At 61.2% G+C, this 22,806-nt stretch carries 20 protein-coding genes and 1 riboswitch; of the genes, 18 read left to right on the plus strand and 2 right to left on the minus strand.

The features are described from left to right. The first annotated feature begins 28 nt into the window (after window positions 1-28). A complete protein-coding gene (locus BI364_RS03250) occupies window positions 29-3,331 on the plus strand; it encodes a transglutaminase family protein (protein WP_070077537.1) in 3,303 nt (1,100 codons plus the stop codon). A gap of 14 nt (window positions 3,332-3,345) precedes the next feature. On the opposite strand, the gene BI364_RS03255 is transcribed toward BI364_RS03250, so the two are convergent. Further along, window positions 3,346-3,774 (minus strand): hypothetical protein, encoded by a 429-nt coding sequence (locus BI364_RS03255; protein WP_070077538.1) that lies wholly within the window; start codon window positions 3,772-3,774, stop codon window positions 3,346-3,348. Window positions 3,775-4,117: 343 nt separating this feature from the next. Between BI364_RS03255 and BI364_RS03260 the strand changes: the two genes are divergently transcribed. From BI364_RS03260 to BI364_RS03305, 10 genes are all read left to right on the plus strand, one after another. Then, window positions 4,118-5,731, plus strand: a complete 1,614-nt coding sequence (locus BI364_RS03260) for a GGDEF domain-containing protein (protein ID WP_070077539.1) — start codon at window positions 4,118-4,120, stop codon at window positions 5,729-5,731. 100 nt (window positions 5,732-5,831) lie between these two features. Further along, complete coding sequence (locus tag BI364_RS03265) at window positions 5,832-8,162, plus strand: serine/threonine protein kinase (protein ID WP_197495833.1); 2,331 nt, start codon at window positions 5,832-5,834, stop codon at window positions 8,160-8,162. Between the two features lie 370 nt (window positions 8,163-8,532). Next, window positions 8,533-9,825, plus strand: coding sequence for a S41 family peptidase (locus tag BI364_RS03270; RefSeq protein WP_156782604.1), 1,293 nt, complete (start codon window positions 8,533-8,535; stop codon window positions 9,823-9,825). Window positions 9,826-9,887: 62 nt separating this feature from the next. Beyond that, a riboswitch (glycine riboswitch) is annotated at window positions 9,888-9,978 on the plus strand. A gap of 148 nt (window positions 9,979-10,126) precedes the next feature. Beyond that, the gene (gene gcvT / locus BI364_RS03275; RefSeq protein WP_070079854.1) at window positions 10,127-11,212 is read left to right on the plus strand and encodes a glycine cleavage system aminomethyltransferase GcvT; all 1,086 of its coding nucleotides are present in this window, start codon (window positions 10,127-10,129) and stop codon (window positions 11,210-11,212) included. A 62-nt stretch (window positions 11,213-11,274) separates the two neighbouring features. Then, on the plus strand, window positions 11,275-11,667 hold the full coding sequence (gene gcvH / locus BI364_RS03280; protein WP_070077541.1) for a glycine cleavage system protein GcvH: 393 nt from the start codon (window positions 11,275-11,277) through the stop codon (window positions 11,665-11,667). A gap of 24 nt (window positions 11,668-11,691) precedes the next feature. Further along, window positions 11,692-13,053 carry an aminomethyl-transferring glycine dehydrogenase subunit GcvPA gene (gcvPA, locus tag BI364_RS03285; protein WP_070077542.1) on the plus strand — a complete coding sequence of 454 codons (1,362 nt, stop codon included), beginning with the start codon at window positions 11,692-11,694 and terminating at the stop codon, window positions 13,051-13,053. Window positions 13,054-13,074: 21 nt separating this feature from the next. Beyond that, window positions 13,075-13,575, plus strand: a complete 501-nt coding sequence (gene tpx / locus BI364_RS03290; RefSeq protein WP_070077543.1) for a thiol peroxidase — start codon at window positions 13,075-13,077, stop codon at window positions 13,573-13,575. Between the two features lie 70 nt (window positions 13,576-13,645). Then, on the plus strand, window positions 13,646-15,097 hold the full coding sequence (gcvPB, locus tag BI364_RS03295; protein WP_070077544.1) for an aminomethyl-transferring glycine dehydrogenase subunit GcvPB: 1,452 nt from the start codon (window positions 13,646-13,648) through the stop codon (window positions 15,095-15,097). Between the two features lie 86 nt (window positions 15,098-15,183). Continuing rightward, window positions 15,184-15,543, plus strand: a complete 360-nt coding sequence (locus BI364_RS03300) for a diacylglycerol kinase (RefSeq protein WP_070079855.1) — start codon at window positions 15,184-15,186, stop codon at window positions 15,541-15,543. A gap of 97 nt (window positions 15,544-15,640) precedes the next feature. After that, window positions 15,641-16,483, plus strand: a complete 843-nt coding sequence (locus tag BI364_RS03305; protein WP_070077545.1) for a UDP-2,3-diacylglucosamine diphosphatase — start codon at window positions 15,641-15,643, stop codon at window positions 16,481-16,483. Here the strand turns inward: BI364_RS03305 and BI364_RS03310 are convergent. Next, window positions 16,456-17,421 carry a zinc ABC transporter substrate-binding protein gene (locus tag BI364_RS03310; protein ID WP_070077546.1) on the minus strand — a complete coding sequence of 322 codons (966 nt, stop codon included), beginning with the start codon at window positions 17,419-17,421 and terminating at the stop codon, window positions 16,456-16,458. The two genes, BI364_RS03305 and BI364_RS03310, sit on opposite strands and share 28 nt — an antisense overlap. Before the next feature lie 71 nt (window positions 17,422-17,492). Between BI364_RS03310 and BI364_RS03315 the strand changes: the two genes are divergently transcribed. From BI364_RS03315 to BI364_RS19050, 7 genes are all read left to right on the plus strand, one after another. Continuing rightward, entirely contained in the window at window positions 17,493-17,957 is a 465-nt protein-coding gene (locus tag BI364_RS03315; RefSeq protein WP_070077547.1) for a Fur family transcriptional regulator, read from the plus strand. Then, on the plus strand, window positions 17,954-18,730 hold the full coding sequence (locus BI364_RS03320) for an ATP-binding cassette domain-containing protein (RefSeq protein WP_070077548.1): 777 nt from the start codon (window positions 17,954-17,956) through the stop codon (window positions 18,728-18,730). Before BI364_RS03315 ends, BI364_RS03320 begins: the two co-directional genes overlap by 4 nt. A gap of 28 nt (window positions 18,731-18,758) precedes the next feature. After that, window positions 18,759-19,538, plus strand: a complete 780-nt coding sequence (locus tag BI364_RS03325) for a metal ABC transporter permease (protein WP_233279606.1) — start codon at window positions 18,759-18,761, stop codon at window positions 19,536-19,538. Window positions 19,539-19,620: 82 nt separating this feature from the next. After that, complete coding sequence (locus tag BI364_RS03330) at window positions 19,621-19,899, plus strand: FeoA family protein (RefSeq protein ID WP_070077550.1); 279 nt, start codon at window positions 19,621-19,623, stop codon at window positions 19,897-19,899. Window positions 19,900-19,915: 16 nt separating this feature from the next. After that, window positions 19,916-20,143 (plus strand): FeoA family protein, encoded by a 228-nt coding sequence (locus BI364_RS03335; RefSeq protein ID WP_070077551.1) that lies wholly within the window; start codon window positions 19,916-19,918, stop codon window positions 20,141-20,143. A gap of 65 nt (window positions 20,144-20,208) precedes the next feature. Continuing rightward, window positions 20,209-22,545 carry a Fe(2+) transporter permease subunit FeoB gene (gene feoB / locus BI364_RS03340; protein WP_070077552.1) on the plus strand — a complete coding sequence of 779 codons (2,337 nt, stop codon included), beginning with the start codon at window positions 20,209-20,211 and terminating at the stop codon, window positions 22,543-22,545. Continuing rightward, on the plus strand, window positions 22,545-22,751 hold the full coding sequence (locus tag BI364_RS19050) for a FeoC-like transcriptional regulator (protein WP_070077553.1): 207 nt from the start codon (window positions 22,545-22,547) through the stop codon (window positions 22,749-22,751). The genes feoB and BI364_RS19050 overlap by 1 nt, the downstream gene beginning before the upstream one ends. The last annotated feature ends 55 nt before the right edge of the window (window positions 22,752-22,806 follow it).

Consider the following 22,806-nt stretch of genomic DNA (forward strand, 5'->3'; position numbering starts at 1 on the left):
GCATCAGCGATTGAAGGAGTGTCAACCGATGGCCATACGCGTCGCGATTCATCACCATACCGAATACCATTACGATCGCCTGGTTGCCCTCACGCCGCAGTTGATTCGGTTACGGCCTGCGCCACATACGCGCACCCCGGTTTTGAGCTATTCGCTCAAGCTCGATCCGGCGGAACACTTCATCAATTGGCAGCAGGATCCCTTCGGTAATTTCCAGGCAAGACTGGTTTTTCCGCAGAAAACCCGGCGTCTCGCAATCACGGTAGAGCTGGTCGCCGAGATGACGGTGATCAATCCCTTCGATTTCTTTCTCGAGGCCTATGCTGAACACTGGCCGTTCGAGTATGCCCCCGATCTTGCCAAGGCGTTGATTCCTTATCGGGAATTGTCCGAGTCCGGTCCCTTGCTGCACGAATGGCTGTTGGGCGTGTCCCGCGAGGCGGTTCCCACGGCGGATTTTCTCGTCGCCATTAACCAGCGGTTGCAGCGCGATATCGGCTATCTCGTACGCATGGAACCGGGCGTGCAATCCTGCGAAGAGACGTTGGATCTGCGCAGTGGTTCCTGCCGGGATTCGGCGTGGCTGCTGGTGCAGATATTGCGACATCTTGGCTTGGCTGCGCGCTTCGTGTCGGGTTATCTCGTGCAGCTCACGGCCGACGTCAAGGCATTGGATGGCCCTGCGGGCCCTGCACAGGATTTCACCGATCTGCACGCCTGGGCCGAGGTCTATGTTCCTGGCGCTGGCTGGATAGGCCTGGACCCGACCTCCGGGTTATTCGCGGGCGAGGGGCATATCCCGCTTGCCTGCACCCCGTCACCCGAGGACGCGGCACCATTGACGGGGTCGACCGAGCCCTGCAAGACCGAATTCACCTATCGCAACGAAGTCACTCGAATTCATGAAGATTCTCGGGTGACGCGTCCGTATACCGAAGCGCAGTGGGCGGAGGTGATGAACCTAGGGCGGGCAGTGGACGCCGACCTCGAGCGCGGCGATGTGCGCTTGACCATGGGCGGCGAGCCCACCTTCGTGTCGGTGGACGACATGGACGATCCGCAGTGGAATACCGCAGCCTTGGGCGATGACAAGCGCCGCTTGGCCGACGACTTGTTCAGGCGTTTGCAGGCGCGTTTCGCCCCCGGCGCCTTGCTGCACCGCGGGCAGGGCAAATGGTATCCGGGCGAACCCCTGCCGCGTTGGGCGCTGACCTGCGTTTGGCGCCGCGATGGTGAACCGGTATGGCGTGAGCCGCGTTGGTTGGCTGATGAAGGGGAAGCCGGAACGGCAGATCTCGCGCAGGCGGAGCGTTTCGCCATCCACTTGGCAGAGCGTCTTGATCTTGACGGGAGCTATGTGAGTGCCGGCTATGAGGATGCCTATCACTATTTGCATGCCGAGCAGTGCCTTCCAGACAACATCGACCCGCTTAACGTCGAGCTGGATGATCCACTTGCGCGCCAGCGTCTTGCTCGGGTGCTCTCGCGCGGCCTGCACCAACCTGTGGGATATGTTCTGCCGGTGCGTTGGGATGAACCTGAGGGGCGCTGGCGTTCCTCGCACTGGCGCTTCCGCGCCGGGGCGATGTATCTACTGCCGGGCGACTCGCCGATGGGTTTCCGGCTGCCGCTGGATGCGTTGCCCTGGGTTGAACCCACACGCCGTGCGCTGCCGACCACGCGCGATCCCTTTGAGCCGCGCACGGCATTGAAGGTATCGATAGGTGAGGTGGCGCGGCGCTATGCCCGCGTGGAGAGTGAGGGCGAAGCACCGGCGGCCGAACCTGTGGATGCCGATGAGTGGGCGGCAGGTGAGATGCCGGTGGCGCATACGGCGCTGTGCGTCGAGGTCCGCGAATCGAGATTGTGCGTGTTCCTACCACCGGTCAGTCATGCCGAGCACTTCCTCGCGCTGGTGACGGCGGTCGAGGACGTGGCGGCAAAGCTCGGCCAGGCAGTCATCGTGGAGGGGTATGAGCCCCCGGAGGACCCGCGTCTGACGCGCTTCAAGCTGACTCCGGACCCCGGCGTGATTGAGGTCAATGTGCAACCGACCGCAAGCTGGGATGCGTTGGTGGAATTGACCACCACGCTTTACGAGGAGGCATTCCAGACGCGCCTAGGCACGGAGAAATTCATGCTCGACGGCCGTCATACCGGGACGGGCGGTGGCAACCACGTGACCCTCGGTGGATTGACGCCGGCGGATAGTCCGATCCTCCGCCGGCCGCAGCTGCTACGCAGCCTGCTCGTGTATTGGCAGCATCATCCGGCTCTGTCGTATCTGTTTTCGGGATTGTTCATCGGCCCAACCAGTCAGGCGCCACGCATTGATGAGGCGCGCGACGACAGCCTGTACGAGCTGGAGATTGCTCTGCAGCAGCTGCCGCCCGGCGAAACCCCCGCACCTTGGCTGGTGGACCGCTTGCTGCGCAATCTGTTGACCGATATCACGGGCAACACCCACCGCGCGGAATTTTGTATCGATAAACTGTTTTCCCCGCAAGGCCCCGCTGGGCGCTTGGGCCTACTGGAATTTCGCGGCTTCGAGATGCCGCCGCACCCACGCATGAGCGCGGTGCAGATGCTGCTGCTCAGGGTCTTGGTAGCACGTTTCTGGAATCAGCCCTATCTGCATCGTCCGGTGCGCTGGGGCACCGGACTGCACGACCGTTTCATGCTCCCACACTTCGTATGGGCCGACTTGCAGTCGGTGGTCGAGGATCTGCAGCGCTGGGGTTATGCCTTTGACCTGCAGTGGTTTGCGCCATTCCTCGAATTTCGCTTCCCGCATTACGGCACGGTGCACTGGAATGGCATCGGCATGGAGTTGCGCGCCGCCCTGGAGCCTTGGCATGTGCTGGGCGAGGAGGTCACGGCTATGGGTACCGCGCGTTACGTGGATTCGTCAGTCGAGCGCGTGCAGCTACGCGTCAGCGGACTGCCGGAAGGACGTTACCGGGTGGTCTGTAACGGTCGCCACGTGCCCTTGACGCCGACCGGCACCGCCGGCGAATACGTCGCCGGCGTGCGCTTCAAGGCCTGGCAGCCGCCTTCAGGGTTACACCCGACAATCCCGCGTCAGGGGCCGCTGGTGTTCGACCTAATCGATTGCTTCAACGCACATGCCGTGGCTGGTTGTACCTACCACGTAGCCCATCCTGGCGGGCGCAACTACGAGGGGTATCCGGTGAATGCCAACGAGGCGGAGGCACGCCGCATCGCACGCTTCCGGGCCGAGGGTCATACGCCGGGGGTCGGCGTGCCACCGCCCGAGGAACCCAACCCCTATCTGCCGACCACGCTGGATCTGCGCTACCGCCCCGCCTGAAGCTGGGGTTTGGCTCAGTCGTCGTCTTCGTCCCAATCGTCGTCTTCGTCTTCGTCCTCGTCTTCCTCTGCATCTGAGTCAGGGTCGTCGACGACGGTGACGAATTCGTCCACCAGCGAATCTTCCGATGGCTCGTCAGGCGCGGTTTTGACCGCTGTCGTACTGCGTTCAGCGATGGTCTGCGCGCGACTGGTGCGGGGGCGGAACTCCTTGCGCGCCTCATTGAATGCGGCCTTCAGCGCGCCTACGTTGGTTTCGCCCTCTTCGAGCTCGCGCAGCTTGGCGTCGACGATCTCACGCTTGTATTCGAGGAAGGTATTACGCGTTTGGTTGAAGAGGTAGATGGTGTCCGGCTTGCCCGTGTTCAGGCGCTGATCGAGCACCACGGGCGTGCTTTTGCTACCTGCCTCCAAGTAACCGCACCATATAGGATTTTCGCTCATAGATTTGACAGCCTACCGGTTGACCGCTGGGAAAGTAGCGACCGTCGGGTGGGTCTGGCGGCGGAGATATCCGCATGCCGGCGATGCGCGATGGTGGGTTTCCCGGCATCCGCTGATCAGCGACGGAAACGCCTTCCATTGCGCCCGTGACCTGCCGGACGTGTCTCGCGCCGCATAATAATCATTGCAGCGCCGGTGTCCATATTTTTGTGCGAGATATTTTCGTCAAATAGGCCACCGCGAAGGCGATCGCAAGCGAACCGGGCAGGTGTGTCATATGCTCTAGTCATGGTTTCGGGCTTCTTGCCCGACGCACCTCAGTAAAAAGGAATGCCAGCCAGTCATGACGCGGCAGGTCACGGGACATCCACCGGATAGAGATCGCTGTGCATCCGAGGCGAACTCGGTCTATACCCTGATCGGCGGTTTCGCCGATGCCCATCTAGAGGCGGACTTCAGGCGCACCCATCTCGGGTGGTTTAACGGTCGCCTGATCACGGCCGGCTTGCTGGGCGGGATTCTTTACTGCGTCGCGCTGTCCTACGACCACGCGGTGCTGGGCAACTCGCGGGCTTTTCAGTTCTTGCTGGCCGATCGCCTGACAGTGCTGATCTCGGGCCTTTGGCTCGCGCTCCATGCGTACCGGAACGGCAGGCGTCAGCTCAGTTTGCCGGTCTTCAGCATGCTCGTTTTTGAGCTGATCCTGGCATCGGGTTTTCTGGGCGTGGTGTTTCTGCACGGTGGTAGCATCGTCTTCCACACGATGAGCATGTTGGCGATCGTCACCGTGTTCTATATTTTCCTGCCCAACCTATCCACGGGTCAGCTTCTCATCCCTTGGTTGTTTAGCCTGGCCTTCCTGGTCATTTTCCGACTCGTATTCGAAGCAACCTCGATTGAATTGACTATCCCGGCCCTGCTATTGCTGCTGAGCAATCTGTTGGGCACCTTCTTTGTCCGTCTGATCAATCGCGGGCAGCGCAGCGAATATGCAACTGTGCAGGCATTGCAGTTGCTCAATGCGGAATTGCGGCAGGAAATCGCTGATCGCAAGCTCATTGAGGATCGTTTGCGAGCGAGCGAGGACAATCTGCAGCATTTGTTCGATGTCGCGCCGGTGCCGCTGGTGCTGACCCGAGATCGAGACGGTGCGATTCTGCGCCTTAACCGCGCGGCTTCCTTGCTGCTGCGTGTCGAGGCCGGTCAGGCCGCGAATCTACGCACGCCGGATTTTTACGTCGATCTGCGCGAGCGTGAGGACGTTATTACCCGGCTGCGTACACAGGGACTGGTCGAGGGCGCGGACGTGCATCTACGCACGAACGACGGCAAGCCGATTGAAACCTTGTTGACGGCGGTGCGTACCGAATTCGATGGCGAAACTGTGTATTTCGTCGGGTTGGTGGATATCAGCGAGCGCAAGCGTATCGAGCGCGAATTGCAGCGACTCGCCAGTACGGATGCGTTGACGGGTCTGCATAACCGTCGCAGTTTCTTTGAGCTGGCCGAACGTGAAATCAGGCGGGCTCGGCGTAAGCACGCGCCACTGTGTCTGTTGTTGCTGGATGTCGACGAATTCAAACAGATCAACGACCGTTTCGGTCACGCGGTGGGCGATAACGCGCTAAACTCGGTCGTTCGCGCGATCAGCGCTTGCCTGCGCGAATATGATATCCCGGCGCGTATCGGTGGCGAGGAGTTCGCCATCCTGCTGCCTGAAGTGGCGCTCGAGGCTGGGATCGAGGCTGCAGAACGCCTGCGTGAGGCCGTAGCCGCCGCATCGGTAGTAACGCCAGGGGGACCGATTACTCTGACCGTGAGCATCGGCGTAGCAGTCGTTGATGGGGATGCCGGGACCATTGATCGTGCCCTCAGTCAGGCAGACGGGGCGCTTTACGAGGCCAAGCGCGCTGGGCGTAACCGCGTGGCTCAGGCCGGCGACGAGAGGCTGAATTAGGCGCATAACCAAGTGAATGCGTCATCGGATGGGGTAGGCAGCCCCTCGGCTCGAAACAATCCCGATGATGGTGTATCAGGGCAGGAATCGTGTGGGATCGGTGAAGCAACCTTCCAATATTGATCGGTTCGAGGTGCGGGGGATCCTGGGCAAAGGTGCGCAAGGCGCCGTCTACCAGGCTTATGATCCGCGCCTCGAACGGCTGGTCGCCATCAAGACCGTGCTCTCCAATGCACTGGGCGATGCTCGCGCAGGCGAATGGCTGATGCGCGAGGCCCGTATCGTGGGGGGCCTCAAGCACCCGAACATCGTGCCGCTGTTCGAGGCGGGGGTGTACCCGGAAGGTGTATTCCTGATCTTCGAGTATGTCGAGGGTGCTTCTCTCGCCGAGCGTCTGCGCAGCGGCCCGTCGTGTGCCGATGAGGCGCCCGGCTTCATGCTCGATGTGCTTGCCGGGGTGGAAGCGGCCCATGCTGCAGAGATACTTCACCGCGACATCAAGCCTTCCAATGTGCTGATCGGTGGCGATGGTCGGGCACGCGTCACCGATTTTGGTATCGCGATGGCAGCGACTGCGGTCACCGATACCAATCTGCAATGGGGTTCTGTGCCTTATCTCTCGCCGGAGCAGGTTACGGGCGGCACGGTGGATACGCGCTCGGATGTGTTCGCGCTCGGGGTTTTGTTTTACGAGTTGTTGACTGGCAAGCGCGCCTTTACCGGCGATTCGCCCGAGGCGATCCGCCGCAACATCGTACAGCGTCGTCTCGATCCACCCTCTCGGGTTGCCGGTCAGGGGGATCCCAGGCTTGACCAGTTGGTGCTGCGCGCCACCGCACGGACACCCGAGGACCGCTACACGGACGCGGGTGAATTTCGTCTGGCGCTTGCCGCGTTGAGTGACGTGAGCCATGAGGCCGGGCGCGGTAGCGGTCTGGATTTCATGCTCCGACGCATCAAGCGCAAACCCGATTTTCCCGGATTTTCGCGTGCGATCCAGGAAATTAACCGCCTGTCTGCCGAGGCGAGCAACCGCAGCGTGGGACAGCTCGCGAATGTCGTCCTGCAGGATTACGCGACCACACAAAAGCTGCTGCGACTGGCCAATTCGTCCTATTACGGTCAATTTGGCGGCAATATTCGTACAATCAGCCGGGCGATCATGATCCTAGGCTTCGAGCAGGTGCGTATGGCCGCGCTTAGCCTGATCCTGTTCGAGAATCTCAAGGATTCCGGTACTGACAGGCATCTGGTCGAGGGTTTGATCGCAGCCTTGCACAGCGCTGTGATCGCCAAGGCCGTGGCCGAGCAGCACACCAATTTGGAACCGGAGCAGGTCTTCATCTGCGCGCTGATGTACACCGTAGGCCGGTTGCTGGTGATTTATTATTTTCCCGAAGAGTATGCGGATATCCGCCTGACGGCGGAGCGCCGCCGAGTGCCGGAATCGAGTGCTGCACGCGAGGTGTTGGGTGTTGATTACGCGCGTATCGGTAAGGCGGTGCTCAAGGAATGGAATTTCCCCGCCCCGATGATCCAGACGCTCACGCCGGTACCCGAGGGGACGGTCTCCAAGCCTGGCGCCGAGGATGAGCGCCTGCGTGTGGTGTGCGCATTTGCCAACGAACTCAGTGGCGAGGTGTCGACCAAGAGCGCGGATGCCAGTCGTCGGTTGGATCGCCTGGCGACCCGTTTTCAGCCGGCACTGGGCCTCAAGCGTCGTCAGCTCGACGAGTTGATCGAATCCTCGCGCAGCAGCCTTCGCGCCTTCGTGGCCGGCACCGGTATCAGCCTACCCGATTGGGCGCTCTCGAAGATGCATGTGCCATCGACCGGCAGCGCTGGAGCTGCCGATGCAGGAGAGGCGGGCGCGATGACCGATTTCGACGCGCCTACGGCGTTGCAGATGAGCGATGAGCAACGTTTGGGCATGCTGATGGCTGGGGTCAATGACGTGACCGCCAGCCTGATGGATAAATTCAATCTGGCCGAGTTGCTCCAGGGCGTGCTGGAGATCATGTATCGCGGGGCGGGCGCCGAGCATGCGGTGTTGTTCCTGCTCGATGCGGCAGGTGGGCACGTGACCGCGCGCCTCGTGCTGGGAGATCGTGCCGAGGCTTTGTTTGGTCTGCGCCTACCGAGCGGTGCCGAACGGCGTGACGTGATAGCCCTTGGATTGTCGGTGGACAAGGATATCGTGGTGCAGGAGGTCGCAGCGGTGGAGCGGCCTGCACAGCGTTATCTGCCGAGCGAACTCGATGGCTTGTTGCGTGGCGAGCGCTTCCTCGTGTTGCCGCTGGTTGCGGCTGGTCGCCGGCTCGGTTTGTTCTATCTGGATCTTCCGCCGGGATTGATACTGGGAGACACGGTGCTGGCAGCCATCAAGACCTTGCGCAATCAGGCGGTCATGGCCTTGCGCCAAGGCAGGTAGGACGCGCCGGCGCGGCTGGGCCCAGTCAGCACCGTGAACAATCGATATGTAGCCGCTGACGGAACCTTGAGGCACCCTTGCGGGCGCCGTTCGCGTATTGATTTCCCGTTTGCTCTTTCCGTATTTGATCGAGATTATTATCAGCCGGGATCGTGAATCGATGAGCGATATCGAGGCAACGCATCGTGCAACCGAGTGCCTGAACGAGGTCGTTGAGGATTGGCATTGTACGGTCTGACGTTTTGACTGGAGCCGCTCGGTACGCCGCTAACGGTGGCGCGGTCTGGCGTCCGCTGAGGCGCGCGCGATCTGTTAAGCTGCGCCTTTGCGGTCGCCCGGCCGCAGTATCCAAGGCATCAAGAGGACTGCCGTGAAGCCAGCATCTTCCCCTCGTCGATTACGACTGTCGACCGTCGTCCTTGTGTTCGTTTTCGGGCTGGTGGCCGGTATCGCGCTTGACCGCCAGTATCTCGCCGGCATCATTCCGGCAGCGGTCGTGCCCTGGAAGGCGGTTCCAGATTTTCTGCTGATGTCGCGGGCCTGGAATCTGATCGATGCGCATTACGTTGATCGCGCCTCGATCAAGCCGACCGACATGACCTATGCGGCCATCAGTGGCATGGTCGATTCACTGGGTGACACCGGACACAGCACCTTCCTGACGCCTGATATGGTCAAGATGGCCGACTCGGTCATCAGCGGGCACTTTGCCGGCATCGGCGCAGAGGTCCAGCTCAAGGGGCGACAGGTCATGATCGTCACGCCGCTTGACGGCACGCCCGCACAACGCGCGCACCTACGGCCTGGTGACATTATTCTCAAGGTTGATGGCAAGGATGTCACCGGCGAGCCCCTGGGCGAAGTGGTTGACCACATTCGTGGCCCAGTGGGTACGCGCGTGGTGCTCGATCTGATGGATCCGGCTACCGGCAAGAAGCGCATGGTCACACTGGTGCGCGCAAAGATACCGATCCACACCGTGAGCTGGCACATGCTACCGGGCACCGTGGTAGCCGATGTGCGTATCTCCAGCTTCAGCAATGGCACGGCAGAGCAGCTTGCCAAGGCGCTGGGTGCAGCACGCAATGCCGGCGCGCGCGGGATTATTCTGGATTTACGCAACGATCCGGGGGGGCTGCTCACCGAGGCGATCGACGTGGCCAGCCAGTTCGTGCCGAGTGGCAACGTAATGCTGGAACGCAACGTGCGGGGGCGTGTGCGCCCGATCAAGGTCAATCCCGATGTACCCAAGACCGGATTGCCGGTCGTGGTGTTGATCAATGGCGGCACAGCGAGTGCCGCCGAGATTGTCGCCGGCGCGCTCAAGGACGACCTGAATGCGCCACTGATCGGGGAGAAGACCTTCGGTACGGGTACGGTGTTGCAGCAGTTCATGTTGCCCGATGGCGCTGCGCTGTTGCTCGCGGTTGAGGAGTGGCTGACACCCAATGGTCATTCCTTCTGGCACAAGGGTCTGCAGCCGACGCAGAAGGTCGTGTTGCCGGCTGACGCGATGCTATTGCGACCCGACGCGATGTCCGATCTAACCGCAGCAGCCTTGCGCAAGTCGCAGGACGTGCAATTGCTCGCCGGTTTGCATGCGGTCGAGGGGCGTATGAAAAAAGCGGCACAGGAAACCGTGGCGGTGTTGGGCAATCATTGAGTGAGTCCCGCCGGGCGGCTTCTCTCCCGGCGGGCTCTCGTTTATAGTTGGCCGCTCGATAGACAAGCCCGCTTGGAGAGACCCCGCCGTACGCGGGGCGCCGAAGGCGCAAACCGCCCGGAAACGCTCAGGCAAAAGGACACGCGGGCCGATATCGACTCTGGAGAGCGGCGGGTTGTACCCGCCCACCGAAGGGGAGGGCCCGCATCACGGGGTCTGATCTCTCAGGTCCGTGGACAGAGGGGCGGCGACCGACATCCGGTGGATGTCGCCTGCCGCCTTTTTGATGGGAACCCGAGTGATGACCCAACGTACCGCCTTGCACACCGAACACCTCGCCGCTGGCGCCAAGATGGTCGATTTTGCCGGCTGGGACATGCCGTTGCATTATGGCTCTCAGTTGGAAGAGCATCACCGGGTCCGCCGCGGTGCCGGCGTCTTTGATGTTTCCCATATGACCGTGCTGGATCTCGCCGGTCCCGGCGCGCGCGATTTTCTGCGACACCTGCTCGCCAACGATGTCGATCGACTCAAGCAGCCAGGCAAGGCGCTGTACAGCTGTATGTTGCAGGCCGATGGCGGCGTGATCGATGATCTAATTACCTACTACCTGGGCGAAGGCCGCTACCGCACGGTGGTGAATGCCGCCACCCGCGACAAAGATCTTGCGTGGATACGCCACCAGGCCGAGGCCTTCGAGGTTGTCGTCACCGTGCGCGACGATCTGTCGATGCTCGCCGTGCAGGGACCAAACGCGCGCACCCTCGCTGCCACGGTATTGGGTGGCGAGGCGGGTATGCGGGCCCTCGAACTCAGCATCTTCCAGGCCGTCGAGCTGGGCGAACGATTCGTGGCACGTACCGGCTATACCGGTGAGGACGGCTTCGAGATCATGTTGCCGAACGAGGAAGCTGCAGAATTCTGGCGCGCGCTACTGGCGGCCGGTGTGCACCCCATTGGCCTCGGCGCGCGCGATACCCTGCGTTTAGAGGCCGGCATGAATTTGTATGGTACCGACATGGACGAAACCATCACGCCGCTCGAATGCGGGCTTGCATGGACCCTCGCCTGGGAACCTCTGTCGCGTGACTTCATTGGGCGCAAGGCGCTGGAGCATCAACGCGCCGAGGGTCGCCTGCGTCGCTTCGTGGGCTTGGTGCTGGAGGATCGCGGCGTGCTGCGCGGTCATCAGCGCGTGATCGTCGAGGGATCTGGCGAGGGCGAAACCACCAGTGGCACTTTTTCACCTACCTTGGGTATGGCGATCGCGCTGGCGCGGGTGCCCGCGGGGACGGAGGAGACCTGCGAGGTCGAAATTCGCGGCAAGCGCCTGAAGGCACGTGTAGTTAAACCGCCTTTCGTGCGCAATGGGCAGAGCTGTCTCTAGCCGAAATGCGGCTGGAATAGACATTAACAATTCATGCAAAACAGTCTCGGGAGACAATCGCAATGAGTCAGCAGATGGCGGAACTGAAATTCACTCGGAGTCATGAATGGGTGCGCGACAATGGTGATGGCAGCTGCACCGTCGGCATCACCGATCATGCGCAGGAACTACTGGGCGATCTGGTCTTCGTCGAGCCACCCGAGGCTGGCCGACAGGTCCATGCGGGCGATGCCTGTGCCGTGGTGGAATCGGTCAAGGCCGCTTCCGATGTGTATGCACCGTTGGCCGGCGAGGTACTGGAAGGTAACGAAGCGCTCGCGGATAGTCCTGAGCTGATCAACCAGGATGCCTACGGTGATGGTTGGATTTTTCGTCTGCGCCTGAATGCGGTAGGCGATCTGGCCGAACTGATGGATGCGGATGCCTATACCGCTTTTGTGGAAGCCGAGGGCTAAGGCCCCGTCGAGGACAACACACTAATGCCGTTTATTCCACATACCGACGCCGATGTCCGCGACATGCTCGCAGCCATTGGCGTGGCCGATATCGAAGATCTGTTCGACGAAATTCCCACAGCGTTGCGCGCCAAGGGCTTGGATGGTGTGCCGCCGGCACTGTCCGAGATGGAAACCCTGCGGCTGATGCGCGAGCGAGCGAGTCAGGACCGCGCGATGCTCAATTTCATCGGCGCGGGTGCCTATGAGCACCACATCCCGGCGGCGGTCTGGGAAATCGCCACCCGCGGCGAGTTCTACAGCGCCTACACACCCTATCAGGCCGAGGCCTCGCAGGGCACGCTGCAACTGATTTACGAATACCAGACCATGATGACCGGGCTGACCGGCATGGCGGTGTCTAACGCGTCGCTGTACGACGGTGCCTCCGCGTTGGCCGAGGCAGTGCTCATGGCGGTGCGTCTCAACCGACGCGCAACTACGCGTCGCGTGCTGGTCCCCACCAGCCTCAATCCCGCATGGCGCGCCACGACGCATAATATCGTGCACAACCAGGGTATCCAGCTGGTCGATCTGCCCTGCGATCCGGTCAGCGGCCGTATAGACGTCTCGACGCTCGCAGCCTATGAAGGACAGGGCGCGGTGACCGCCCTGGTCGTGCCGCAGCCGAATTTCTTCGGCGTGCTCGAGGAGGTCGATGCACTGACCGACTGGGCCGCGCAGCACGATGTGATCCTGATCGCGGCCGTCAATCCGCTCACCTTGGCGCTGCTCAAACCGCCGGGCGAGTGGGGCGCGGCCGGTGTCGACATCGTCGTCGGTGATGGTCAGCCTCTCGGTGCCCCATTGTCCTACGGTGGTCCGTACTATGGTTTTATGTGTGCCCGTAAACAGCACGTGCGGCAGATGCCTGGGCGTATTGTCGGTCGCGCGGTAGATGCCGACGGCAAGCCCGGTTTCGTGCTCACGCTGCAGGCACGCGAGCAGCACATCCGCCGCTCCAAGGCGACCTCCAATATTTGCACCAATCAAGGTCTGGTGGTGACGGCCTCGACCATTCACATGGCGATTCTCGGTCCAGAAGGGCTGGCGCGCGCGGCCGGGAGCAGCTACGCGAACACCCATGCGCTGGTTGATCGCGCGGATGCTTTGGGGGTCCGCCCCGTGTTTACCGGCGATTATTTCCACGAAGTTGCCCTGCGCCTGCCGCGCCCAGCGGCCGACGTACTGGCGGCTATGGCCGCAGATGGGATTCAGGCGGGTTACGATCTCGGTAAAATCGATTCCTCACTGGACAACGCGCTATTGGTCTGTGCTACCGAAACCAAAATACCGGAAGATATTGACCGTTATATCGACAGTCTCAAGCGTGCCCTCAAGGGCTGACCACAACCGAAGGAGAAGCAGATGGCCACGATCACCCTGCAAGGCAATCCGATCCATACTCACGGCGAGCTACCCAAGATCGGTGCGTCAGCGCCGGATTTCCATCTCGTGGACGGCGATCTGAACGACGTCAATCTGGCCAGCTATGCCGGCAAGAAAAAACTGCTCAATATCGTGCCGAGTCTGGATACACCGACCTGCGCACTGTCTACACGCAAATTCAACGAGTTCGCCAAGGGGCGTGACGGTGTGGTGATGCTGATGGTCTCCGCCGACCTGCCGTTCGCGCAAAAGCGCTTCTGTGATGACGCAGGCTTGTCCAATGTGATCTCGCTGTCGCTGATGCGTACTCGCGCCTTCGCCAAGGACTACGGTGTGTTGATCGAGGACGGTCCGCTGGCAGGCATCACCGCGCGCGCAGTGGTCGTACTTGATGAGAACGACCAGGTGGTTTACACCCAAATGGTATCCGAGATCGCCGACGAACCCGATTACGAAGCTGCCCTGGCGGCCCTGGCTTGAAGCTGCGCCGCCGGCGTGCGTCCAGCCGTACCGGCGGCGTTATTCCATTCATTTTGAGAGTGTGTCACCCATGCTGATCTTCGAACACGCCCGTCCGGGCCGTCGTGCCGCTGCTCAGGCACCGTTGCAGGCCGCCGTTACGGCAAGTCTGCCAGAACGTTTCCGGCGCGGCAGCGCCACGGGGTTGCCCGAAGTGTCCGAGTTGCAGGCGGTGCGTCATTACACCCGGTTGTCGCAGAAGAACTTCTCCATCGACACGCACTTCTATCCGTTGGGGTCGTGCACCATGAAGTACAACCCGCGGGGCTCGAACGCCGCGGCGATGCTCGACGGTTTTCTCGGCCTGCATCCGCATACTCCTGACGCCTACGCGCAAGGCATGCTGAGCTGTCTCCACGAACTGCAGGAGATGCTCAAGGGCGTGACCGGCATGCGCGGCGTCTCGTTGACGCCGATGGCGGGTGCGCAGGGCGAATTCGCCGGCGTGGCGATGATCCGTGCGTATCACGAGGCTCGCGGTGACAGCGCGCGGACCGAGATCCTGGTGCCTGACGCCGCGCACGGCACCAACCCGGCGACTGCGACCATGTGCGGTTACGGCGTGCGTGAAATTCCGACCGACGCCGAGGGCGACGTCGACATGGCGGCTCTGCGCGCCGCCGTCGGTCCACAGACTGCGGGCATCATGTTGACCAATCCTTCGACGCTGGGCGTGTTTGAGCGCCGCATCCACGAGATTGCTGCGATCGTGCACGAGGCGGGCGGTCTGCTGTACTACGACGGCGCCAATCTCAACGCCATTCTCGGCAAGGTGCGCCCCGGCGACATGGGCTTTGATGTCATCCACATGAATCTGCACAAGACCTTTTCCACCCCACATGGCGGCGGCGGTCCAGGCGCTGGCGCGGTCGGCGTCGGCGAACGTTTGCTGCCTTTCATGCCGGTGCCTGTGGTGGCGCGTGAGGAGGCGGGATACAGATTGCTGACCGAACACGATATGCCGCAGAGCATCGGCCGGCTGTCTGCCTTCATGGGCAATGTCGGCGTTCTGCTGCGCGCTTATGCTTACATGCGCATGCTGGGACACGAGGGCATGCAGCGCGTGGCCGAGTACGCCACCCTGAATGCCAACTACCTCGCCGTCCGGTTACGCGACGCGGGCTTCACACTGGCCTATCCGCGACGCCGGGCAACGCATGAATTCGTGGTCACGCTCAAGCGTGAGGCCAAGGAAACTGGCGTGACGGCGATGGATTACGCCAAGCGTCTGCTCGATTACGGCTTCCATGCGCCGACTACCTATTTCCCTTTGCTGGTACCCGAGTGCCTGCTGATCGAGCCGACGGAGACCGAGGCGCGCGAGGATTTGGATGGTTTTATCGAGGCGATGGCGACGATCCGTCGCGAATCAATGAGCGAAGCCGATATGGTCAAGGGCGCGCCCTACCGATTGCCCAACCGTCGTTTCGACGAGGTGCGCGCGGCGCGCGAGCTGGACCTGCGCTGGCAGCCGGGACAGTGAAGCCTATGAAGCCCTGAGGCCAATTCATCGCCCTGAAACCTTTCCCCGTTAGCGTGTTGTCTTCGCGCAACGGGGTATGGGGTTTCATGGCGTCGAGCGGTTACACGGGCTTCAAGCGTATCGTCAAGGCGGCCGGCTACTCCTGGCACGGCTTGTGTTCCACCTTTCGCCACGAGTCCGCCTTTCGACAGGAGCTGGCGCTCAGTGCCGTGCTCGTGCCGCTGGCGTTCTGGTTGGGCCAGGACGCCGTTGCACGGGCACTGATGATTGGCTGCGTCTTTCTGGTGCTCGTCGTCGAGTTGCTCAATTCCGCAATCGAGGCGGCCATCGACCGCTTCGGAGGCGAGCACCACCTGTTGTCCGCACGAGCGAAGGACATGGGCTCGGCGGCAGTGCTGGTCGCGATCCTCAATGCGCTAATCGTGTGGGCACTGTTGTTAATCTGAGTGCTGAAGGCGTCTTCATCGCATCGTCAAACCGATGAGATCGGGTTGTCATCTTGTCCACCCATAGTGCCTCCATCCGGGCGGCTGGGGATGGGGCATGGAACCACTCGATTACCGAGCGATCTTCATTTCCGACATACATCTGGGGACGGCCGACTGCCGTGCCGATTACCTGCTGGATTTTTTACGCCATACGCGCTGCGATACGCTTTATCTGGTCGGTGACGTCGTCGATCTGTGGGCGATGCGGCGACAAGTGCACTGGCCACAGAGCCACAGCGAGGTTGTGAGAACCTTCTTCGAGCTTGCCGCCAGCGGTACCCGGGTGGTGTACATCCCAGGTAATCACGATGAGGCGCTACGCGCACTGAGCGGTTGCCACTTCAACGGTATTGAGATACTTCGGGATACGGTGCATGTGACGCGCGACGGTCTCGGGCTGCGGGTGAGTCATGGAGACGAGTTCGATGCAGCCGTACGTTGTGGGCGCTTGGTACAGGCCATTGGCGATGTGGCCTACAACGTTCTGCTCTGGCTCAATCGGCACACCGCGCGGTTGCGTGGTCGCTACGGCCGTCCCTATTGGTCGTTGTCCGCCTGGCTTAAGGAACGCGTAGGCGGCGCCAGACGTTATGTCCGTCGTTTCATGCTGGCAGCAGTGCACGAAGCCCGGCAGGGTGATTTTGACGGCTATGTGTGCGGCCACATTCACGTGGCCGGGATCGAGCAGGTCGATGGCATGCTGTATTGCAACGATGGCGACTGGGTGGAGCATTGCACCGCGCTGGTCGAAAATCGCGACGGTCGCCTGCAGCTGATCCATTGGGCGGACCATAAGCGGGTGGAACGCGAGCATACCGGGGATGAGGTGCTTGATGCCGTCAGTCCCTTGCCGGTGCCCGAGTTGGTGGCTCAGTGGGCCAGGCAGTTATCCAGGTGAGTCCCGAGAGCGTCCATCAGCTCGAAATACAGGTCCGGGCCGGGTTTTAGATCGGCGCCGAGAGGGTCGAGTACACCAATGCGTACGTCGCTACCGGCGGTAACCGTGCGAACGAGCGGCGAGGCGAATTCGGGTTCGCGAAACATACAGCGTACCCCGTAGTGCGTGATTGCCTGACGCGCTGCTTCCACTCGCCGTGCGCCTGGCGGCAGCGATGGCTCCACGGTCAACGCACCGACCGCGCGCAGGCCGTAGCGGGTGTCGAGATAGGCGTAGGCATCGTGAAACACCATGAACGGGACGGTCTTGACTGGTGCAAGTATGTGCGCCAGGTGCTGATCCAGACGCGAGAGCCTCGCTTCCAGCGCTGTTGCGTTGGTTTGGTAGCGCGCTGCGTGCGCCGGATCGATGGTGCTGAGTACACGGGTGATTTCATGCACCATGGCCTCTGCATTGCGAGGGTCCAGCCAGATATGTGGATTGATTTCGGCATCGTGCGGCAACGAGCGGTGTGCGTGATCCGCGATGTCTTCGTCTGGGGCAATGCCGAAACCGGCGCGCACCGGCAATAGCTTGATTCCAGGTGCCTGCGACAGCGCCACCACGCGTACGTCCGCAGGCAAGTTTTTCAGTGGGCGATTGAGAAATGTTTCGAGCATGGGGCCGACCCAAAAGACCACGCGGGCTTGGCTGAGCGCGCGCATATCGCTAGGACGCAAGCTGTAGGTATGCGGTGAGGCTGCGCCGGGTACGAGCAAGTACGGCTCATCGCCAGTACCGGCCATCACGCCGGCAACCAGTGACTCGATGGGTTTGATACTGGCGACCACGAGCGGTGTACTGGCTTGTGCGGCAGCGGAACAGGCGAGCAGGAACGCACACAGGGCAGTGAACAAGCCGGAGGTGTGGCGTAGCAACGGCGAAGGGCGTGCATGCATGGTCAGTCCCGTCAGTGGCGCATAATTATGAAAGGTTATAATATAACAAAAACTCACCCAGGCAAGCGATTATGGACCCGCGTACCAGTACAGAGGATGCCGGCTGGCGTCATCGTCTCGACCAGGCAGAGAGATTATGTCGTGAGCGTGGCGCACGTTTCACGCCTTTGAGGCGCCGTGTATTCGAATGTCTGCTGACACGTGGGGCGCCTGTGGGTGCGTACGAGTTACTGGCGGAATTGCGCGAGGAGGGTTTTGCGGACGGGCCGCCGACCGTGTACCGAGCGCTCGATTTTCTGCGTGCGCAAGGTCTGGCGCATCGGGTGCGTAGCACGAACGCCTTCGTGGCCTGCGATCACCCTGGTGACGCACATGGAGGGTTGCTGCTGATTTGCCGCGAGTGTGGCGGTAGCGTGGAGGTCGAGCCGGATGTTGTGGGTGCGGTTGTGCGCGAACAGGCTGCGCTCCACGACTTCGAAGCGGCTACTCAGTTGATCGAGATCAGCGGGTGGTGTCAGCGGTGCCGGCCGTTATGACGCTGTCATCCGCAGTCTTGATCGAGGCCACGGGGCTGGCCGTCACGTTCGGGGAAAGGCAAGTATTGGAAAATGTCGACCTGAGCCTGAGCGAGCGGGAGATCGTGACGCTGATCGGGCCCAACGGCGCAGGTAAGACCACGCTGGTGAGGACATTGTTGGGTTTGCAGCGTCCGAGCACTGGTAAGCTGACACGTCGCCCCGGCCTTCGTATCGGCTATATGCCCCAGCGCGTGACGGTGGACGCAATACTGCCGATGAATGTAGAGCGCTTCCTGCGTTTGGGTGCGCGCCGCCGCTCGGCGGTTGCACATACGGCGGCGCGTTTGGGTGTTAGCGATTTGTTGCACAGTCCGATACAGGGCCTCTCCGGTGGAGAGATGCAACGTGTATTGCTCGCGCGTGCGCTGCTGCGTGATCCACAACTGCTGGTCTTGGATGAGCCGGCGCAGGGTGTGGATGTCGGCTTGCAAAGCGCTTTCTATCGGCTGATCCGGCAGATACGTGACGAGCAGGCCTGTGGCGTGCTGATGGTATCGCATGACCTGCATCTGGTGATGGCCGCAACGGATCGTGTCATTTGTCTCAACGGGCATGTCTGCTGTACAGGGCGGCCGGAAGCGGTCAGCCGCGACCCGGCCTATCAACGGTTGTTCGGCGGTGCCGACACGCGCGGGCTGGCTGTATATGCGCATGACCATGACCATACGCACGATGCCATGCCGCTTGCACCGGACGAAGTGATTTCGGAAGAGGAGAAGGGCAGTGCCTGATTTCGTCTGGCATGCGTTGCTTGGGGGCATGGGGGTGGCGTGTGTTGCCGGTCCGCTGGGTTGCTTCGTGGTCTGGCGACGCATGGCCTATTTCGGCGATACCTTGTCGCATTCCGCCTTGCTCGGGGTCGCCTTGGGTTTCCTATTGGGGATCGATCTGCGCATCGGTATTCTGGTGGTATGCCTGCTCGCCGGCTTGCTGTTGGTGGCTATGCATGGTCGCCAGCGCCTAGCGAGCGATACCCTGCTCGGCATTATTGCGCACACGGCGCTCTCGCTGGGTATGGTGACTATCGCCTTCCTGCCGTCCCTGCGCATCGACCTGATGGGTTATCTATTCGGCGACATCCTCGCAATCAGTCAGCGTGATTTGCTGACTATTGCACTTGGCGGTTTGATGGTGCTGATAGCGCTTGCGAATATTTGGCGCGGCCTGCTTTCGGCGACGGTACATGAGGATTTGGCACGCGTGGAAGGCGTGCCGACAGCGCGCAACAATTTGATTTTCGTCCTGCTGCTGGCGCTGGTCGTGGCTGTGGCGATGAAGGTGGTGGGGATGCTGCTGATCACGGCCCTGCTGATTATCCCGGCAGCCACGGCGCGGCGCTTCGCGGGTTCGCCAGAGCGCATGGCTTTGCTGGCTGCCCTCGTGGGCATATTGGCCGTAGCGGGTGGAGTCTTTGGGTCCTTACGCTGGGACACGCCGGCCGGCCCATCGATCGTGGTGGCGGCAACCATTTTGTTCATGTTGGCGTTTTTGCTGCCTGTAATGCGCCGTGAGTCGGTATTGCCACCTCGCCGTTTATGAGATTGGTAACAATAATGGTTCTCATTACATGTAAATTCAGGTATACTCTCCTCAAGTTCAACGCAGTATCCGGAGTTTATCGATGATCGCTTCCGCAACCGGGCTTGCCGCTAACCATCAAGGTGCCGTTCAAGGTGGTTTTCCGCTCGCGATGGCCTCAACAGGAGAGCAGGTTCGGGTCGTGGCCCTGAGTGGCGGCGATGCGCTGGAAAAGCGTTTGGCGGCCATGGGTTTGGGACTGGGCAGCGAATTTGCACTTGCACAACGCGAGGGCGCAGCCGGGGCCGTGATCAGCCTAGCCTCCACGCGACTGGCGCTAAGCCTTGGCATGTTACATCGGATACGGGTTGTGAAGGTTTGATGGGGGGAGTAAGGCGATGGTCCTAGCGGACCTTAAAGTCGGGGAGTCAGGACGGGTGCGCGGATTCGCACAATCCGAGGCAATTTATCGCCGCAAGCTGATGGCGATGGGGCTGACCTTGGGGGCGGAATTCACGATCACTCGCCTGGCTCCGCTCGGCGACCCGGTGGAAATCCGGGTGCGGGGTTCGGCACTGACCCTGCGGAAGGATGAGGCCGCCGCGCTGCGAATCGAAAAAATTTGATTTGATGCAGCTCGGCGGTTTTTTTATCCACATGTGGTAATGATTCTCAATCAATAGAGGTTGCTATGACCCACGGTGTCATCGGCCTAATCGGCAATCCCAATTGTGGCAAAACAACGCTGTTCAATGCCTTGACCGGTTCCCGACAAAAGGTCGGCAACTGGCCGGGCGTGACCGTGGAGCGCAAGGAAGGTCGCTTCGAATGGGATGGTGGGTCGATCGTAGTGGTTGATCTTCCGGGGACCTATTCGCTGGATGCTGGATCAAGCGCGTCCCTGGATGAGGCCATCGCGCGGGATTATGCCCTTGCCGGCGAGGCGAATCTGATTGTCAACATCGTCGATGCCTCTAATCTGGAACGCAACCTCTATTTGACCACCCAGTTGCTGGAAATGCGATTGCCGTTGGTGCTGGCGGTGAATATGCTCGACGCCGCACAGGAAGCGGGCGTGCGGTTGGATATGGAACGCCTGGCTGAAGGGCTCGGCTGTCACGTCGTGCCGATGGTAGCCACGCGCGGAGAGGGCGTCGAGGTACTCAAGCGTGTGGTGGTGACTCAGGTACGGTCATCCCCACGGCGCGGGGTGGAGATAATATACGCGCCGATGATCGAGGAGGCGTTGAGCGAGCTCGTCGGTCTGCTGGAGGCCCCGGCGAGGGCGCACGGTATGGATGCGCGCTGGTTAGGAGTCAAGTTGCTGGAGGGCGATATACAAGCGGAGTCGCTTGCGCCGGAAGCGGCGCTGGCGTTGGCAAGACACCACCAGACACGTATTGAGGGGCACCTGGGCGAGCCCGCCGATGTGTTCATTGCCGAGGCGCGCTACAACTTCGTGCACGAGCTGTTGCAGGAATCGATGCGTCGCGAAGGACAGGTGCGACGCAGTACCTCAGATCGGATCGATCGGGTGGTACTCAACCGATATCTCGGTATCCCGGTATTCCTGCTGGTGATGTACTTACTGTTCGTGATCAGCTTCAACGGTGGCAACATCTTCCTGGATTTTTTCGACCAGACGAGTCACGCAATCTTCGTCGAAGGTTTTGCCCGTTTGCTGGCGTCTGTGGGAAGCCCTGATTGGATGATCAGTCTGCTCGCGTATTCGCTGGGTGGGTCGATCCAGCTGGTTTCAACCTTCATCGCCCCCATCGGTATGACCTTCCTGTTCTTGTCCGTACTGGAAGATTCGGGTTACATGGCGCGTGCAGCCTTCGTGATGGATCGATTCATGCGCCGGATCGGTTTGCCTGGCAAAGCCTTCGTGCCGATGATTGTCGGTTTCGGTTGCAACGTACCGGCGGTCATGGCGACCCGCACGCTAGAGGATCCGCGTGAGCGTTTGGTGGCTGCGCTGATGCAACCGTTCATGTCGTGCAGCGCGCGCCTGACGGTGTATATGGCCTTCGTGGCCGTCTTTTTTCGCGAATATGGCGGCCAGCTTGTTTTCGGGCTGTATGTACTCGGCATCGTGGTCGCAATCCTGACCGCGTTCATTCTCAAGCGTACGGCTTTGCGTGGTGAGGCGAGTCCCTTCGTCATGGAATTACCGTCATATCACTTCCCGACGTTGCGGGGCACGCTGCGTAGTACCTGGGAGCGGCTTTCGGTGTTTTTATTGCGCGTGGGCAAGGTGATTATCATCGCCTCCATGGTCGTGACCGCACTGGCGAGCATCAGCCCCACCGGGCGCGGCCTTGGGGATCACGAGGTAGGTGAGTCGATCCTGGCCGAGGTGGGCAAGGGCCTGACGCCGGTCTTTGCCCCCATGGGCATCACCCAGGAGAATTGGCCGGCCACGGTGGGTCTGCTCTCCGGGGTGGTGGTCAAGGAAATCGTGATGGGCACGCTCAATGGCGTCTACAGCAAGTTGGGCGCGCCGGACGGTGGCAGCATGGGCGGTGCTTCAAATAAGTCCGGGCTGTTAGAGCAGCTCGGCGCCGCTGTCGCGACCATCCCGACCAACGCGGCCGCTTTTGCGCATGGCTTCCTTGACCCTCTGGGTTTCGGTGGCCTGCAGCGTGCGTCTGGCGACCTCAAGACCTCGGCTGAGGCCCAGGGTCTCCAGGTCAATACGCTGACGCGCCTGGGTAGCCTGTTCACTGTGCCGGCGGCCATCGCCTATCTGATTTTCATCCTGCTTTACATGCCCTGCGTCAATACCATTGCGGCGATCCGGCGGGAGACCGGCAGCCGAGGCTGGACGGCCTTTGCCGTACTGTGGGGGCTGTTGTGGGCTTATGGTCTGGCGGTGCTCTACTACCAGATGGCAACCTTCGGCGAGCATCCTGCTAGTGCACTACTCTGGCTGGTTGGGGTCCTGGCGACACTGGCATCGGTTGTTGTGGGTCTGCGCCGCTATGGTTTGCGCCGTGAGCTCACGGCTCAGTTGCGGCGGATATGATGGGTCCGGCCGCCGTCAAGGCCTATCTGGCGGAGCGCGGCAGAGCGCCAATGTCGGATTTGGTCCATCGCTTTGACAGCGATCCTCGAGCGCTTTTAGGCGTTCTCGAATTCTGGATGCGTCGAGGCAAGGTGCGACGACTTGCCGGCGATGCATGTTCGGGGGGTGTGGTGGAGGTTGCGGGATTGCCCGTGAGCCGGAATTGACGGCGATCTACGAGTGGGTCAAGGCGGATCAACCTTTGCGGTTCGTGTCGCCGGA

The organism is Acidihalobacter yilgarnensis, from assembly GCF_001753245.1.
GTDB lineage: Bacteria > Pseudomonadota > Gammaproteobacteria > DSM-5130 > Acidihalobacteraceae > Acidihalobacter > Acidihalobacter yilgarnensis.

Bases quoted from the DNA above. Each gene is read 5' to 3' on its own strand.
- BI364_RS03325 (WP_233279606.1), top strand. From the start codon at position 18,759: ATGGGGGTGGCGTGTGTTGCCGGTCCGCTGGGTTGCTTCGTGGTCTGG.
- BI364_RS03250 (WP_070077537.1), top strand. From the start codon at position 29: ATGGCCATACGCGTCGCGATTCATCACCATACCGAATACCATTACGAT.
- gcvPA (WP_070077542.1), top strand. From the start codon at position 11,692: ATGCCGTTTATTCCACATACCGACGCCGATGTCCGCGACATGCTCGCA.
- BI364_RS03255 (WP_070077538.1), bottom strand. From the start codon at position 3,774: ATGAGCGAAAATCCTATATGGTGCGGTTACTTGGAGGCAGGTAGCAAA.
- gcvT (WP_070079854.1), top strand. From the start codon at position 10,127: ATGACCCAACGTACCGCCTTGCACACCGAACACCTCGCCGCTGGCGCC.
- BI364_RS03335 (WP_070077551.1), top strand. From the start codon at position 19,916: ATGGTCCTAGCGGACCTTAAAGTCGGGGAGTCAGGACGGGTGCGCGGA.
- feoB (WP_070077552.1), top strand. From the start codon at position 20,209: ATGACCCACGGTGTCATCGGCCTAATCGGCAATCCCAATTGTGGCAAA.
- BI364_RS03315 (WP_070077547.1), top strand. From the start codon at position 17,493: ATGGACCCGCGTACCAGTACAGAGGATGCCGGCTGGCGTCATCGTCTC.
- gcvH (WP_070077541.1), top strand. From the start codon at position 11,275: ATGAGTCAGCAGATGGCGGAACTGAAATTCACTCGGAGTCATGAATGG.
- BI364_RS03260 (WP_070077539.1), top strand. From the start codon at position 4,118: ATGACGCGGCAGGTCACGGGACATCCACCGGATAGAGATCGCTGTGCA.
- BI364_RS03330 (WP_070077550.1), top strand. From the start codon at position 19,621: ATGATCGCTTCCGCAACCGGGCTTGCCGCTAACCATCAAGGTGCCGTT.
- BI364_RS03300 (WP_070079855.1), top strand. From the start codon at position 15,184: ATGGCGTCGAGCGGTTACACGGGCTTCAAGCGTATCGTCAAGGCGGCC.
- BI364_RS03310 (WP_070077546.1), bottom strand. From the start codon at position 17,421: ATGCATGCACGCCCTTCGCCGTTGCTACGCCACACCTCCGGCTTGTTC.
- BI364_RS03305 (WP_070077545.1), top strand. From the start codon at position 15,641: ATGGAACCACTCGATTACCGAGCGATCTTCATTTCCGACATACATCTG.
- BI364_RS03320 (WP_070077548.1), top strand. From the start codon at position 17,954: ATGACGCTGTCATCCGCAGTCTTGATCGAGGCCACGGGGCTGGCCGTC.
- tpx (WP_070077543.1), top strand. From the start codon at position 13,075: ATGGCCACGATCACCCTGCAAGGCAATCCGATCCATACTCACGGCGAG.
- BI364_RS19050 (WP_070077553.1), top strand. From the start codon at position 22,545: ATGGGTCCGGCCGCCGTCAAGGCCTATCTGGCGGAGCGCGGCAGAGCG.
- gcvPB (WP_070077544.1), top strand. From the start codon at position 13,646: ATGCTGATCTTCGAACACGCCCGTCCGGGCCGTCGTGCCGCTGCTCAG.